This window comes from Saccharicrinis sp. GN24d3, assembly GCF_052400645.1.
In the GTDB taxonomy this organism is placed as follows: domain Bacteria; phylum Bacteroidota; class Bacteroidia; order Bacteroidales; family Marinilabiliaceae; genus Saccharicrinis.
Window position 1 is genome coordinate 1 of sequence record NZ_JBQTGI010000049.1, and the last position, 16,149, is coordinate 16,149.

Annotated in this window: 11 protein-coding genes; 1 reads left to right on the forward strand and 10 read right to left on the reverse strand. The window is 35.4% G+C overall.

All coding sequences use genetic code 11. The features are described 5' to 3' along the window. Positions 1-479 precede the first annotated feature (479 nt). The 9 genes from ACT29I_RS25065 to ACT29I_RS25105 all read right to left on the reverse strand — a co-directional run bounded on the left by ACT29I_RS25065 (position 480) and on the right by ACT29I_RS25105 (position 11,588). A complete protein-coding gene (locus ACT29I_RS25065) occupies positions 480-1,064 on the reverse strand; it encodes an RNA polymerase sigma-70 factor (RefSeq protein WP_444794772.1) in 585 nt (194 codons plus the stop codon). 338 nt (positions 1,065-1,402) lie between these two features. Then, positions 1,403-2,845, reverse strand: a complete 1,443-nt coding sequence (gene glmM / locus ACT29I_RS25070; RefSeq protein ID WP_444794773.1) for a phosphoglucosamine mutase — start codon at positions 2,843-2,845, stop codon at positions 1,403-1,405. After that, entirely contained in the window at positions 2,814-3,716 is a 903-nt protein-coding gene (locus ACT29I_RS25075) for a nucleotidyltransferase family protein (RefSeq protein ID WP_444794774.1), read from the reverse strand. Before ACT29I_RS25075 ends, glmM begins: the two co-directional genes overlap by 32 nt. A 33-nt stretch (positions 3,717-3,749) precedes the next feature. Further along, complete coding sequence (locus tag ACT29I_RS25080) at positions 3,750-4,847, reverse strand: phosphotransferase enzyme family protein (RefSeq protein ID WP_444794775.1); 1,098 nt, start codon at positions 4,845-4,847, stop codon at positions 3,750-3,752. A 16-nt stretch (positions 4,848-4,863) separates the two neighbouring features. After that, on the reverse strand, positions 4,864-6,099 hold the full coding sequence (locus tag ACT29I_RS25085) for an MFS transporter (protein ID WP_444794776.1): 1,236 nt from the start codon (positions 6,097-6,099) through the stop codon (positions 4,864-4,866). 59 nt (positions 6,100-6,158) lie between these two features. Further along, a complete protein-coding gene (locus ACT29I_RS25090; RefSeq protein WP_444794777.1) occupies positions 6,159-8,477 on the reverse strand; it encodes a glucosamine-6-phosphate isomerase in 2,319 nt (772 codons plus the stop codon). A 7-nt stretch (positions 8,478-8,484) separates the two neighbouring features. Beyond that, the gene (galE, locus tag ACT29I_RS25095) at positions 8,485-9,513 is read right to left on the reverse strand and encodes a UDP-glucose 4-epimerase GalE (protein ID WP_444794778.1); all 1,029 of its coding nucleotides are present in this window, start codon (positions 9,511-9,513) and stop codon (positions 8,485-8,487) included. Positions 9,514-9,522: 9 nt separating this feature from the next. Then, complete coding sequence (locus tag ACT29I_RS25100) at positions 9,523-10,146, reverse strand: carbohydrate-binding family 9-like protein (protein WP_444794779.1); 624 nt, start codon at positions 10,144-10,146, stop codon at positions 9,523-9,525. A 392-nt stretch (positions 10,147-10,538) separates the two neighbouring features. Continuing rightward, entirely contained in the window at positions 10,539-11,588 is a 1,050-nt protein-coding gene (locus ACT29I_RS25105) for a LacI family DNA-binding transcriptional regulator (protein ID WP_444794780.1), read from the reverse strand. A gap of 363 nt (positions 11,589-11,951) precedes the next feature. On the opposite strand from ACT29I_RS25105, the gene ACT29I_RS25110 reads away from it, so the two are divergent. Further along, positions 11,952-15,941, forward strand: a complete 3,990-nt coding sequence (locus ACT29I_RS25110; RefSeq protein WP_444794781.1) for an ATP-binding protein — start codon at positions 11,952-11,954, stop codon at positions 15,939-15,941. Between the two features lie 5 nt (positions 15,942-15,946). Here ACT29I_RS25110 and ACT29I_RS25115 read toward each other — a convergent pair. Further along, a partial coding sequence (locus tag ACT29I_RS25115) for a hypothetical protein (protein ID WP_444794782.1) occupies positions 15,947-16,149 on the reverse strand: 203 nt, incomplete at its 5' end.

Genomic DNA, 16,149 nt, shown 5'->3' on the forward strand with positions numbered 1-16,149 from the left:
TGAAGGACTTTGTGACAATGTCCCTGGAGGATATTGCTGCGAAGGAACGGTTTATGAAAATAAATCAAACCTATCAACAATTAATAGATAATGCAACGCATAATTAAACTACAGCCTTTTAAATAATTAAAATGCAGCCACTTAGAAAATTATCACTTTATTATAAAAAATGAATCAAACAAATAGGGTGGTTAAGTATGAGCATTTTGGATAGAAAAGATAAGATGAAAGGAATTCAAGTCTTTTTACCCCAATGCAGGCTACCTTTATAACTTTTATGCAGTAACATATTATTTAGAGTGCTACTTATTTTTCTTTTTCTAACCTCTAAATAAACACTTTTTGTGTGTTTGCTTTGTCCATAGCATCATGTGCATAATGTGAGAACTTGATACAAGAAAAGAAACAAAGAAGATCAATACCCTTTAAATATTATCTTCTCCCATAGAAAGAGAATGCGATGTATTGGGCTTAGGCTTTTATTGCAACAGAAACAAAACAAAAGGTAAGTAATGCCTTAATGATCTTTTAAAAACCTTTAAGGATTTACTCATATTTGCTTCCACAGTTTTTATTGAAATGCCAAGTTCCTCTGAAATTTCCCTGTTTTTTTTATGTCCAAATCGGCTCATTTCAAAAATTCTGCGTGCTTGTGGCGAAAGGGATTTCAATGTTTTTTGGATAATAGTATTTATTTCATCGAATGTAAGTGGTGAAGTGTCCAAATCGGACAAGGCCGACTGTGTGATTTCTAATTCCCTGTATTTTAAATAATCAGTATGTTTCTGTTTGACTTTAAGGTGGTCAATCTTTTTTAGACATTGATTTTTAGTCATTGAAAAAAGCCATGACGATAAATTATGCACTTCTTTTAACCCATCATGACGCTCCCAAACAATGGCAAATACATCTTGAATCACATCTTTTGCCGATTCTTCATCATTAAGATAATATAAAGCAATGCTGGATAATCTTTTGTAGTACACATTAAAAAGAATTCCAAACGAGACTTTATCCCCTTCGGATAGCTTCTTTACCAAATCATTTTCGCTTAAATTTTTCAATGCTCATTTCTTAAATAAAACATCAAACACAGCTGTTAAAATGCGTGAGCAAATATATAAAAACTACATCAACTGGAGGCTTTTCTGTATTAAAACAGTTTTAACTAAAAAATTCGTTACCAGTCTCAGGAAACGCTAGATAGACACAATAATACTGGTCTATGAGATATCCTTTACGCACCTTTTCTCTAATATTCTGCCATTTTTTGGCAGAATATTAGAGAAAAGGTGCTAAATTACTTTATATGATAGTTTAATGACGGAAATGATGAAAGTTCCTCGGACGATCATGTTAAAACGCTGATCAGATTAATAAAGTTCCATACCAGGAGAACAGACTAAGAGAAAATTATCTTTTTTATTTTTTCAACAAGTTGATTTGCTGATTTTTCACTCTCAGCCTCTGCATATATCCTAATTATTGCCTCTGTGTTAGATTTACGGAGATGAACCCAACCTGATGGAAAGTTAATCTTAACACCATCTATGGTATTACATGGATACTCTCTAAACTTTGTATAAACCTTATCCAAAACTGCATCAATATTAGCTATGCCCTCCAATTCTAATTTATGCTTCACTATTTTATAATCAGGATAAGTGGCTCTTAGTTCTGAACACTTTTTGCCCGACTTTGCCAAATGTGTTAAAAATAATCCTATTCCAACTAAAGCATCACGTCCATAATGCGATTCTGGGTATATGATTCCACCATTCCCTTCACCACCAATAACAGTGCTGGTTTCTTTCATCTTACTAACCACATTAACTTCACCAACTGCTGCTGCTGCGTATGATCCACCATATTTTTCTGTAACATCCCGTAAAGCCCGAGTGGATGATAGGTTAGAAACAGTATTGCCTGGCGTACAACTCAAAATATAATCAGCAACTGCCACTAAAGTATACTCCTCGCCAAACATGCTTCCATCTTCATTTACAATGGCAAGGCGATCTACATCTGGATCAACTACAAAACCAACATCAGCTTTCTTATCCTTAATCAAGGCCGATATTTCCGTTAAATTTTCCGGTAACGGTTCAGGATTGTGCGGGAACTGTCCGTTTGGTTCACAGTATAATTCGATAACATTATCAACTCCCAAAGCCTTTAGTAACGGTGGAAGAAAGGTGCCTCCAATAGAATTAACGCAGTCGAGTGCAACAGTAAAGTTAGCTAACTTAATAGCTTCTACATCAACTAATTTAAGGTTGCAAACATGATCAATATGCTTTTGTAAAAATGAATCGTCATTTTTCATACAACCTAAATCATTCACACCAGCAAAACTAAACAATTCATTATCCGCAATCTCAAGTATCTTTTCACCATCAGCAGCGTTTAAAAATTCACCTTTATTATTTAATAACTTAAGTGCATTCCATTGTTTCGGGTTATGACTTGCTGTTAAAATAATACCTCCATCTGCTTTTTCCCAATCAACAGCAAGTTCAGTAGTGGGTGTTGTAGACAGTCCTAAATTAATAACATTAGCACCCATTCCCACAAGTGTACCAGCAACAATTTTATCTACCATTGGTCCAGAGATACGAGCATCGCGACCTACCACAATAGTGATCTTTTCTTTACCAACATTTGCTTTTGCCCATGTAGCATACGCTGCTGTAAATTTAACCACGTCAAGGGGACTTAGGCCATCGCCTGCTTTTCCTCCGATCGTTCCCCTTATTCCCGAAATTGATTTTATTAAAGTCATATAATTTACTCTCGTTTTATTTTTATTTAGCTTACTTACTCCATAACTTCTTTGAGTAAACACCTTCGCTTATTAACTTATTAATAGAATTAACAGCTTTGTCTTTGTCTTCTTTATAAGTTACACCAAACCATTGCGCATCAGATTTAAGTACTTTTACACATGTGTTACCCTGAATAATAACTTTGCTAACAACAGAAGGAATATAGAATTCTGATTTCATCTCCTGCCCGCCTTCTTTTAGGAACTGTGTAAATTGTGTTTCTAAATAGCTAAATAAAAGAGGAGTAAAACCCCAGAAATTCATAGATACAATGGATTGGTTATCAATAAAAACCCACTTTTGGAAATCGCGATAGGCAATTCTGCCATCCTGCTTTTCTATTTGGGTACGTTCAACGACAGATAATAAATAATCATTATCATCCGTATTACAAACGCCTCTAGAAACAGATCCATTCTCTGATATTGTATTTTGCAATCTATAGCCGACCATTCCAAACTCTTTGTCAGAACATTCATACATTAAAAAATCAGCCATAGTAAAAAAGGCTTCTCTTCCATAATAGTCATCTGCATTAATCACAGCAAAAGGCTCATTGATACAATCCTTAGCCATTAATATAGCATGTCCTGTTCCCCATGGCTTAGATCTTTCAGGTATATAATTACATCCTGCTGGAACTTTGTCTACTTCCTGCGTTACATACTCAACTTCAATCTTACCTTTAAGTTTAGTATTGAAAAGTTCTTTAAACTCCTCTTCAAAACTTTCTCTTATAACGAATACTATCTTACCAAATCCGGCATCAATAGCATCATTAATTGAGTAATCAATAATCGTTTCACCTGAAGGACCAATCGGATCTATTTGTTTTAAACCTCCGTAACGGCTTCCCATTCCTGCAGCTAATACTAATAATGTTGGTTTCATTATCTATTTTTTTTAAAAAAGTGGTAGTTTCTTTTAATCAGTTTGAAGGTTTGCCTTCACAACTTTCAGCATATCGTCGTATTGTTCTTCGATACTCTGTAATAATTTATACTGTGCATGCGTACGCACAAGGTTATGATTAGCATATTTTGTTTTATAGTAATTGTCTCCGTCTATATAATCCATCAAAAATCTCAACACTTGTTCGTAAGTAATATACTTAGCCGAAAATGCCAGGTATTCAATCTCTATCGGAGTTAAAAAACTTTTGGTTTCTGATAGATAGCCTTTTGTGTAAGCTTCGAATATTTCCATATCCATCGTCACTTTCTCCAGATCTTTATCATCCTCTAAACCAGTATTAGTGTAGGACCGTATCGCATCACCAAAATCGTTTAACGCAGTACTGCTTAGTACAGTGTCTAAATCAATTACACACAGCACATCTCCTTTGTCATCAAAAAGAATATTGTTAATCTTAGTATCGTTGTGTGTAACCCTTGTCGGAATTTCCCCATCTTCAACTTTCTCCCAGAATTCCAGCATCTCTGTTCTTCTTTCTTCAATCCAGGTAATTTCTTCGACAAGCTCTTTTTTTCTACCAACAGGATCTTTACTGAGTACTTCTTCCCATTGCTTAAAACGGTATCGTATATCGTGAAATCCAGGCAGTATATTTGTAAGTTTCCCTGCAAAATCGGAGGTCATACATTGAAACTTTCCTATCCCTTTTCCTCCGGCAAAAGCCAATTCAGGTGTATCAGCCGTTTCGTAGGTAATGCTACCAGCTATAAACAAACATACGGCCCAATATTCACCTTCATCATCCATATGATAAAGCGCTCCCTCTTTGGTTTTTGTTACAGTCAAGGCCTCTTTCATCGGGTCACCGCCTTTTGCATTTACTTTTTCCTTCAAATGAAGGGTTACTCTTTCGATGTTATCCATCATGGCAGGCACATCCGTAAAAATATTTTTATTTTTACGTTGCAATAGATAACTAGGCGAATCATCAGCCTCTGTATCAATAATATACGTATCATTAATAAACCCCTCACCTAGAGGTTTAATATTTTTCACGATGCCTTCCAGTTGAAAGCACTCAGCTATTTTATAGATATCTGTTCTCATCTGATTTATTTTATCGTTATTTTCTGATTTTATATCCTTTTACCGCAAAGAAAAGAATGTACAGGTAAGATGGGATATAGATCCAAAAGGCACTTTTATAATGGGCTACTGTTGTAACTTCTGTTGTTTTCACAAAATCCACTATAAAACCAAAGATCAAAGGAAGGACTGCTCCACCAACAATACCCATTACCAGTAACGAAGCACCTGTCTTGGTGAATTTACCCAAATCAGCCATAGCCAAAGGCCATATGGCGGGCCACATTAATGAGTTGGCAAAACCTATTAACGCCATGGTATAGATCCCCAGTTCTCCTGGCAAGAAAATCAACAACAAAGCAGACACAATTCCAATCCAGCTAAAAACCTTAAGAGCAGTAGTCTGCGACATGTATTTAGGTATCATAACCACTCCAAACAAGTAACCGATAACCAATCCCAAAGGAACATAAATTGAGAAGCTGTCCAGATCTTTGGCGGTATCACCAAACACAGCTTTGGCATATCCAATTACCGATACCATAGGAAGTGTTTCTACTCCAACGTAGATAAACAGTGCTGCAACACCTAACAAAAGATGTGGAAATTGAAATATACTCGTTTTAGCATACGTCTCACCACTTTGGTCTTGAGGATCATCTTCTTCTCCTTCCGCTTTCACTTCAGGTAATGGTGCAAAAATCATGAATACACCTAAAGCCAATAATATACCTGTAACAATATAAAATGGTAAGGTTATATCTTCTATTTTTACATTTTTTAGATCCAAAAATATCCCCAGGAACAACGACGACAACCACCATGCTGATTTATTCATGATACCCATCAAACTCATGCGCATTGCAGCACTCTCTTTAGGGCCGATTATTGTCACATAAGGATTTACAGAAGCCTGTAAAATAGTATTACCAATACCTCCAATAAATAAAGCCAACAAAAATAGAGGAAAACTTAAATGTTTTGAGGAAGGGATAAACAAAAACATCCCTATTGCCATTACAAAAAAAGCAATTACCATTCCGTTTTTATAACCCACTTTTTTAATGATGTTACCTGCCGGAGCACCGAAAATTACAAAAGCTGAAAAAATAGCAGCTGTAACAAGGTACGATTGCGAGGTAGACAGTTTAAAAGAATCCTGCAGAAAAGGCGTTAAAAAACCACTAATCCCAATACCAAAACCTATTACAAAAAACAATATGCTCACTATCGCTAATGGCAACAGATAATTACGTTTAACTGATTCAGTCATTATAAATAATTTATTTTTAAAAATTATACTGCAGGGTACCGCTCGGATACCCTATTAGTTTAACCTTCCATTGATTTCTCTAACTCACGTGCTTGCTCAAGGAATTCCTCTACATTCATTTCTTTGAAGTAGATTAAACCATGACAGGCGCGGATACTTGGGTTTTCGTTGGTGTAGAAATAATCTTTACCTAACAAATATTGAACATTTTCTAATTGCTCTACCCATATATTCTTCGCTAGGGTACTGAATTTACCATCGTGCTCGTGACTTGGGAATGATGCATTTACCTGACTCAAGTAACAATCAGAGAACGATTTATCCAATACATCCAAACTATTGATACTTAATGGTACCATTACGTTGGCATCGGATGGAGCAAATTTGAACCAAACATTTCTGTATCCCCAAATTCTTAAATTGCTCAAATCCTCTTCCTTGCTCCATAAACGCACGGCATCAGCTATGGCCTGCAATACTTTATAATGTGTATCCGGACCACTTCCCTCAGGATCTAAGGCCAAGCTAATAACAGTAGGTTTCTCCTTTCGGAATTCTTCTAATATAGGTGCCACATCACGCTCTCTATTCGGTTGCTCAGTGAAAATATCTCCGGTATAAAATCCTAAACGAAGATGCCGTACATTCTTCACCTGGACTCCTGAATGAGCCCAAACTAACTCTTCCTCAAATTCGCGGATCATTCCTTTCAGCTTCTGAATTTTCGGTGGATTCTTTTGTCCATCGTAACTATCCCTTATATTGGATAAGATAGCATTAATGGTCTCTCTCAAATCATCTTTAGATTTTATATCCCAAATAGATACGATGGCTCTAATTACACGGTGGCACAATCCTCTAACTCTTTCCAAAGGTTCATCCGATGCAACATTTAGTAAAAAGTGATACACATCTTTATCCCACTTATATTTATATCCTACTTCAAAGAAGTCAGGAAAATTAACCATCTGAATTCGGCCTTCATTTAGGAGAATTTTTGTACTATTTAATGTTTCGGTAACAAATAGATTGGTTACTGCTGTAAAACCCGATGTTAGCACTGAAAAGATTGATCTGTTAGTTTTTTCGCGTAAAGTACGGTTTACATGTGGCTGAATCCCTAACTGAATATCGTCGTGGTGAGGACCTGTATGATAAAACACCTGGTCTTTTTCTGTCTTCAGACCTCTTGTGATTTTTTCCTGAACGCAATTGATAACCTCCTGAACTGTATCCAAGGACAAATTTGGAATTAGACTACAGTAAGGATCTTCCTTTAAATCGGATAGTTCAAGCTTTGGTCCAAACGTATTGATTTTTTTACATAAATCTATGATTGCTCTTACCGTCTTTTCCTGTGTCCATAAGCCTGTTCGGTAATAGGCATCAACACTATCGCTCAGTTTAACACCCGAGCTTTTAGTAATATAAAATCGACTGTTAGGCAGCTGTTGTAAAACAGTTGCTGGATAGAGTACAGTAGACTCACTCTCCAAAGCATTTTTTACAACTGTTGCCTTGGCCTCCCCTGCTGCAAAAATCAAAGCAACGGCATCTTTATTATAAGTAATTGATTCAAGACCAATAGTGATCACCAACCTATTTTTCGATATTTCAATACCACCCAAATCTCCTGCTGCCTGGGCTTGTGTCTCAAAATTCGTTTTGGTTAAACGAGTAGTTGAAAAGTGATCGGCACCTCTTGTATTAAAGGCAATATGACCATCAGGACCTATCCCCCCCAAGAAGAAACCAATTCCACCTTTTTCTCGGATCTTACGTTCATAATCTACACACCAATCGTCTATCAAAAAAATTGATTGTTGCTGCTCTTTTTCTTTTTTATTTTTAGCCTCACGATATCTTAACGACAAGTCAACAATACTGTCTGGGAATACCTCAGAAAAATGTTTTCCATCTGCCAAAGATATTTCGTCCGAATTAATCAACAGGGCACGTTCAGGGTCTAAGCCAAAACCTTTGATATAATACTCGTTTACATAGTGGTAAAAACTATTTTTTTGAGTTGATCTAATCGGATAGAACTCATCGATCTGCACAAAATGGAGTTTACTTAAATCTGGCTTATTTTCCACCTTTAAGCCATTTTCATGACGAAGCTTTTTTCCCTTATTAGTATTCCAATTCTCTAACAAGTACTTTGTCCAACGAATAAAATACTCGGGTGTTTTCCCTGTTGGTAGACTTATAACACCCTCCGGATTTTCAGCCACCCACTCTAGAAATCTCAGTGCGGTGAACATTCCTAATTGAGGAAAGTTATCAACCGGTATGTAGGGAACTTTTGTAGTTACCGTACCTACATTTGCTTTTTCGATGTAACTCTTCTCTACCTTTGAAAAATTATTTAACTCCATACTCTTACTATTTTATATTTCTAACATTCTTTTCCCAATTCCAAGCTGACAACAAAGTATCTTCAAGCGTTTCAGTTGCTTTCCAACCTAACTCTGCATTTGCATATGTAGTATCCGCGTAAATTTTCTCTATATCTCCCTCTCGACGTTCAACTATGCTATAGTTCAATTTTAAATCGTTTACTTTCTGAAATGTTTCCACTAATTCAAGTACAGAAAGGCCTCTGCCAGTTCCCAGATTAAAAACTTCATAATCATGTTTGTTGTTAGTATTTATTAACCTATCAACAGCAACCACATGTGCTTTTGCCAAATCCACCACATTGATGTAATCTCTAATTGCACTACCATCGGATGTAGCATAGTCATTTCCGAAGACTTTTAATTCTTTTCTGACACCAGCTGCTGTTTGTGTAATAAAAGGCACTAAGTTAATAGGAATACCAACAGGTAATTCGCCAATCAATGCCGATTTATGCGCCCCGATTGGATTAAAATATCTTAAAGCTATGCCCTTCAAATTTCTATAAGCAGCTACCGAATCCTGAAGAATATCTTCACAAACTTTTTTTGTATTTCCATAAGGCGATTCTGCTTCGCGTCGCAAAGTTTCTTCGGTGACAGGTAATTTATCAGGTTGACCATAAACCGTACACGAAGAAGAGAATACGACATTAGAAACCTTATACTTATTCATACAAGATAGCAGGTTCAATAACGACCCCAGGTTATTCGAATAATAATCCAATGGTTTCTCAACCGACTCGCCCACCGCCTTAAAAGCTGCAAAATGAATAATGGCGTCGATATCCCTATATTTTTCAAACAGGTTTTCTGTTTGCAGTGCTTCGGATAAATCGAGTTTCTCAAAAGCAGGCTTTACACCTGTTATCTTTTCTATGTTCTCGAGCACACTAATGTCAGAATTGGATAAATTATCCACTATTATTACTTCAAATCCTTCATTGAGAAGTTCTACTACTGTATGTGAACCAATATAACCGGTACCCCCGGTAACTAATATTTGCTTTTTCATTACTTAGATTTATTTAAACACCACTTCTCCAAAAAACTCAGGCAAATGAAAATCAGGATTTTCTACTTTTATCGGGCTCCACGATAAGTAATGGGGAAACACTTGTTTATCGCCACACTTATAAAAATTACATGTAGTTTTTAATCCTTCAAAACTATTGAGTTCCTCATTTTTAAAAACTTCTTTTGGAATCACCACTTCCTGGTTCCAGTCGGTCTTACGATCAATAATTTCGATTCTGTTTTTACCCAAAGATGGTCTTGTACTGATTTTTTCAATTAGCTCAGGAGCTAATGTTTCACGGTTATTTCGGTCAGAGCCATAACCTCCTAAAACATTACCTATACAATTAAACTCTAGGTTATAGTAGCTTTTACCATCAAAAGAAATAAAGAACTCAACACAACTATCTTCGTAAACCGGCTCATTAAACTTTGTATTAACAGCCTTTGTATTCGATTCCTGAACATAAAATTTCAGATACAGATTATCTTTATCATAGCCTATAACGAAATCGGCTTTTACATCACTCTCGTAGTTCCAGTTATTATTTGAAATTGGATTTCTCGCTTGCATCAAGTCTTTAAACCACCGTTGTACATTATCAATTCTTTGAGCTAAAATTTTATTCATGTCTCATGATTTTGTAAATTTTATGGTGCAAATATAGAAAAAATAATAATAGTTCACGTGCACTATTATTATTTTTAGTTTACTAACACATCCCAAAAAATATTTTTTTATAAGTGCAATCCTTGCCACAAAACACTCCTATTAACTATTTATCAAACCATAACGCAACTTCAGATTCAAAAATTATAAATAATAAATAATTTATTAAATCTCAATCAAAATATTGGCACGTGAACGTTTTTTTATTATATAAACTTACGTAGACATTATTATATTTCTAAATACGACTCGAAAGGCTCTAGTGTCACTTTATTTTTTAATCAGAAAATAATTGGGTAAAAAAAAAGGCCTTACTCCTAAAAGTAAAGCCTTCATTGCTTTTTTATTATTTTTTATGCCGTATAGTCTCTATAATTTTCTTTAATAACAATTTCAATTGGCAGAAGTTTTATCTTGGGAACTTCTTTTTTAAAGGCTAGATGATCTACGAGCATTGTAATAGCCGAACTTGCCTGTAACCCGGGATTCTGATAAATCAAAAACTCTATATTGCCTTTTTTTAGATGCTTTCTGTTTTCATCAATAAGATCATAACCAATAAGAACTAGGTTAAATGAATATGCCTCAATAACATCTGCAACATAATGAACCTTAGATGTGGATACATAAACTCCCTTAATCTTTGGGAACTCGTCCAGTATGGCTACCATCTTCTTTTCAATCAATTTAGGATCTTCCACTTTCAAAATTCGAATTTTGTCATTAAACACCCCTTTTTCAGTCAGATAATGTACAAAACCTTTTTCCTTTTCCTGTATATGTTTGGCATTTGTTATATCCTCATCGATATGAATGATCAGATATTCATCATCTTCATTCAATACTTTTTTTAACAAACTAGCTGCTGTCTCTCCACTTTTTACCAAATCCTGTCCTACATGGCAAAGTGTATTTATTTCTTTAATATCGGTATTAAATGTCGCATAGGGAATGCCTTGTTTATGACACTCTTCAAAAAACTCATTCGCCTCGTTATAAAAAACAGGAGCAACCAGCACTCCATCACAACCTTCCTTTAAAATCTGTTTAGCATTATAAGAAAAACTAACCTCCTTAAATGAATTAAACAAATGCATACTGACATTAATTCCTAAGAAAGATAGCTCCTTAACGGCTTTCTCAATACCATCCATCGCTTTTTTCCAAAACACGTCAAAGTCTCCATCTGGAACCAATATTGCAATTTTAAACAATTCTCCTTTTCGTAGTGATTGTGCCGCTAAATTTGGTTGGTAATTTATTTTATCAAGAATCAACTTGACCTTATCGTAAGTGCCTTTCGAAACTACACCCCGCCCATGTATAACCCTGTCAACAGTTCCTCGCGAAACATCTGCCATCTCAGCAATATCTTTTAACGTATAATTTGATTTCGACTTCACTTTTAAACACTTAAACATTATGTAGTAGACAAAAATGTGGAAAATAATTTACATTGACAACTCACAATGTGTTCTCGTGCACGCAATTTTTTTTTTTAGAGCACTCGAGCATAGAACCTGAATCTTCCTACCATTGCTTTATATGTTGGTATATGTATTGATACAAATGTCAAAAAAAATAAAATCAATTGACAGAACCTTGTTAGACACATTTAAAACTTTAATAACCAGATAAGGCAAGATTTTCTGAAATATCTTAAAGGTTAGATTTACAGATCATAAACATTTAATAAACATATAGGATGTAAATAGTTTTGCCAACTTTTAAAAGGATAACTAAATTAGACGACAAAATAACTATTAATGGGTCTATCTCGAAACATCTTGCTTATTGCCCTATTTTTCTCAGTTGTGTACCAAGCCAAAGGCAACACCGCCTATAGAACGAAATCGATATCGGGTAATTATGGCTTGTCTCAAAAATCTGTTCATTCAATTGTTCGTGACCATGTAGGTTATATATGGATGGGAACCGCCCATGGTTTAAACCGGTTTGACGGTAATGATGTCAAAAAGTATTTTCACAATAGTGATGACGATTATTCTATCTCATCCGATGACATAAGCCTAATCCATGAAGATTCGAACGGTGATATTTGGATATCTACCTCTGATGGTATAAATCGTTATAATAGGAAAAATGATAATTTTGTAAGGTGCAAATTTAGCAATACGCTGGGCACCAATTGCATTTTCGAGACTGAAGATGAGATTTGGTTTCCAGATACGAACTGGAAAATCCATGTATATAATAAAAAGGACAGAAGTTATAACGATAAGCAGCTAAAACCTCTTTTTTCAAATGCCAAAGAACAACTATATATTGATAAAATCGTATCTTTTGACGAGGAACACTTTTTAATCGGAACCTATTATTCCGGGTTATATCTTTTAAACAAAGAAACAGGAGAAATATCTATTTTTTGTCAAACACCCATGTCTGGAATACGCGGTATCCACATTGTAGATCACTATATATATTGTGCTACATACAGTAATGTACTTAAAATATCCAGAACAGGAAAAATCTTAAAAATATTCAATGAGCAAAATTCCGGAATAAAGTCCCACATTATACTTGATATGGAATTTCGGGATACTGACAGCACCTTATGGGTTGCCACCGATGGCGCGGGGATACAGCTTTTCGACAAAAACTTTAATTTCCTTAATTCTTTGGAAATAGGACCGAGTGCCTCAGACATTTTACCTGACAATTCTATAAACGATATTACTTTCCACTCCAACGGGATGGTGTTTTTAGGAACGGTAAGATCCGGCGGGATTATACTCTACCCTTCAAATTTTGAGCAATTAAGTTATTCGAATCAAAGTAAATTCGGCCCTTCAAATAAAACAATTTTATGTTTCTATGAAGACAGGGACGGCAAGATTTGGGTTGGTACTGATGGCGGAGGATTAAATCTATTTGATAGAAAAAAGCTCACGTTCGATCATTTCTTTAATTCCGACATACAAAAAATAACATCTATTTCAGAATTCACTTCAGATGTGTTATTGGTTGGATCTTATACCAAGGGACTCTTTTTTTTCAATAAAAAAACACATTCCTTCACCGATGCACATAAACATCCCCTTCTCAGAGATATTAATAAAAATGCAACACATATGCTGTTTCGTGATTCCCAAAACAGGCTTTGGGTTTCGGATGGCAGATTATGGAAAGTAGATACTCAAAAAGGTTCTACGGTGATGTATAATAATGTCAACACAAAACAGTTTTTTCAACAAATCAATCCAGCATTTATTTCTGCTACAGAAAACGGAAAGGGTACTATCTGGTTTTCTTCCCATGGGGGTATCCTTGGATATTCACTTAAACTGGACAGATTTATCACAAGAATTTCGTTATCCAATGTACCGGATTCATTTGGTCGGTCAGTATATTCTGTTGTCGAAGACAGACAGGGTAACCTTATTTTCGGAACAAATAAAGCATTGCTGCATTATGATCTGCAAACCAAAAAAATTTCAAATTATATTACACAAAATATCCCAATGTCGTTGATGTATCTGTCATTGCATTATGATAAAAAAAATCATTTATGGGTAGGTACTAACGAAGGTTTATTGAGAGTTAATAAAAATAATTCAACCGAAGAAATTTCCATGTTTAATACCTTGGGCATGGATGGTGGTGTAGAATATTTTCAGGCATCAATATTAAAATCAAGTGATGGTTTGGTATATTTTGGCAGTAATGAGGGAATAACTCGTTTTTATCCGCAAAGTACGGAACCTTATACACAAACTCCTGCTACTGTAATTACTTCGTTCTCCACTTTAACATCTGAAAAAAATAATATTAAAGATTCAATTCTCGCCATCAATGTCTTTAATAAATATTCTATCGAACTAGATTATTCATCGGCTAGCTACCAGTTTAACTTTAATGCCTTCGACATACCTTTTTCTGAGTCTACCGAATATTCGTATAGGTTAGAACCTTTTGAAGATGTTTGGCACACAGGCAAAGGAAGAAATGCCATCTATTCAAATTTACCGGCAGGAGAATATATTTTTCGAGTGAAAGCCAGAAACAGAAATGGAATGTGGAATAATGACACAACCAATATTCACCTGAAAATATTACCTCCCTGGTGGAAAACCAGATGGTTTCAATCCCTATTATTCCTCTTTATGATAGTAACTGGTTACATAATATGGCGTGCAGGAATGGAGAGGATTAAATTACGCCAGAAAATACTTATTAAGGAGAAGGAACGTGAGCAATTGCAAGAGGTAAACCAATTAAAACTAAGCTTTTTCACCAATATATCTCACGAATTAAAAACTCCGCTTACCCTGATTTATAATCCACTGCAACATCTGGTTAAAAGTGGGGGAAGTGATAAAGAATTTAGAAGTTTACTCCCTTTTCTTTACCGCAACGCACAGCGAATGACCCTATTAATTGATCAAATTCTTGATTTCAGAAAATCTGAGATGTCTGAATTGAAACTTAAAGTAACTAAAAATGATCTGGTTGCGCACTGTAACGAAATCCTCACCTATTTTATTCATCAGGCCAAAATTGAAAACATACATTTAAGTTTTAAACCTACTGAAAACCAAATTAAGGTATGGTATGATAACGATAAGTTATTTAAAATCGTTTCGAACCTGATTACCAATGCCCTAAAACACACCCCTCCCAATGGACATATAAGCATATCTGTTTATACAGAGGAGAAATATGCAATAGTTAAAGTAGAAGATACCGGAAGCGGTATTCCTACCACTGAACTAGATTCTATTTTTGAACGATATTATCAGGTTGAAAACAATATTAGCGGAACAGGAATAGGGCTTGCGTTAACTAAACGCCTGGTAGAATTACACAATGGTACCATAAAGGCCATCAGCAACAAGGGTGAAGGAGCCACTTTTATAGTTACATTACCTTTAGGCAACGAGCACTTTCAAACTAAAGATTTCGCAACGCCAAATATCGATTTGCCAGAAGTTCAGCACCAACCTGAATTAATTGATATCGACGATGCGAGAATAGATAATCCTGATCTTTCTGTTTTAGTTGTTGAAGATGAATGGGAACTCCGTGAGTACGTCAAAGAACTGTTGTCAAAAAATTATACTGTTATCACTGCAAAAAACGGCAAAGAAGCGTTAAACATTCTCTTAACTAATGAACCTGACCTTATCATCTCGGATGTGATGATGCCTCAAATCGATGGTATAGAATTTTGTAAGATACTCAAATCAGATCTTAGAATCAGTCACATCCCGATTATTATGCTAACAGCGAAAACCTCTGTAGAGAGCCATATTGAAGGGTTAAAATCAGGGGCAGATGCATATATTGCAAAACCATTTAATACATCTCTACTTTTTACACAGATAGAATCCATACTGGCAAACAGAAAAATTGTAAAAGAGCGCTTTAGTCATGATCTGGGGTTAAACACACATGAAGTTACGCAAAGTTCAGCGGACGAAAAATTCTTGCACAAGGCTATCAGTATTGTGGAGAAAAACATGGAAAACCCCAATTTTGATGTAGCTGCATTTGTGGAACAAATGGCTATGAGTCGTACCTTGGTATATAGTAAGGCAAAAGCCATTACGGGAAAGCCTGTTAAGGATTTTATATTAAACATCAAACTCAGGAAAGCCGCTGAGTTGTTAAAGAGTTCAGATAAGACTATCTCTGAAATAGGCTTTATGTGCGGATTTGCTGATCCCTCCTATTTTTCAGTAGTTTTTAAACGCTATTTTAAAGAGTCTCCAAGTGCTTTTAGAAGTAAAGAATAATACCATCATAAGGTTCTAGGTTTTTCTCCATAGAAAAATACCCTTCGGGCACACTTCGACACAAATATTTCAGCATCCATTAAATTGGAACAACCACACTCTCCTTTAGCCGTAGCGGCTCCCGAATCAAGTTCCATAGCCGTTAACTTAAGGGAACCTATTGGTACAAAAACACATACACAGACGGACTTCCCCAATGAGGAAGTTT

Bases quoted from the DNA above. Each gene is read 5' to 3' on its own strand.
- ACT29I_RS25090 (WP_444794777.1), bottom strand. From the start codon at position 8,477: ATGGAGTTAAATAATTTTTCAAAGGTAGAGAAGAGTTACATCGAAAAA.
- galE (WP_444794778.1), bottom strand. From the start codon at position 9,513: ATGAAAAAGCAAATATTAGTTACCGGGGGTACCGGTTATATTGGTTCA.
- ACT29I_RS25075 (WP_444794774.1), bottom strand. From the start codon at position 3,716: ATGAAACCAACATTATTAGTATTAGCTGCAGGAATGGGAAGCCGTTAC.
- ACT29I_RS25080 (WP_444794775.1), bottom strand. From the start codon at position 4,847: ATGAGAACAGATATCTATAAAATAGCTGAGTGCTTTCAACTGGAAGGC.
- ACT29I_RS25085 (WP_444794776.1), bottom strand. From the start codon at position 6,099: ATGACTGAATCAGTTAAACGTAATTATCTGTTGCCATTAGCGATAGTG.
- ACT29I_RS25100 (WP_444794779.1), bottom strand. From the start codon at position 10,146: ATGAATAAAATTTTAGCTCAAAGAATTGATAATGTACAACGGTGGTTT.
- ACT29I_RS25110 (WP_444794781.1), top strand. From the start codon at position 11,952: ATGGGTCTATCTCGAAACATCTTGCTTATTGCCCTATTTTTCTCAGTT.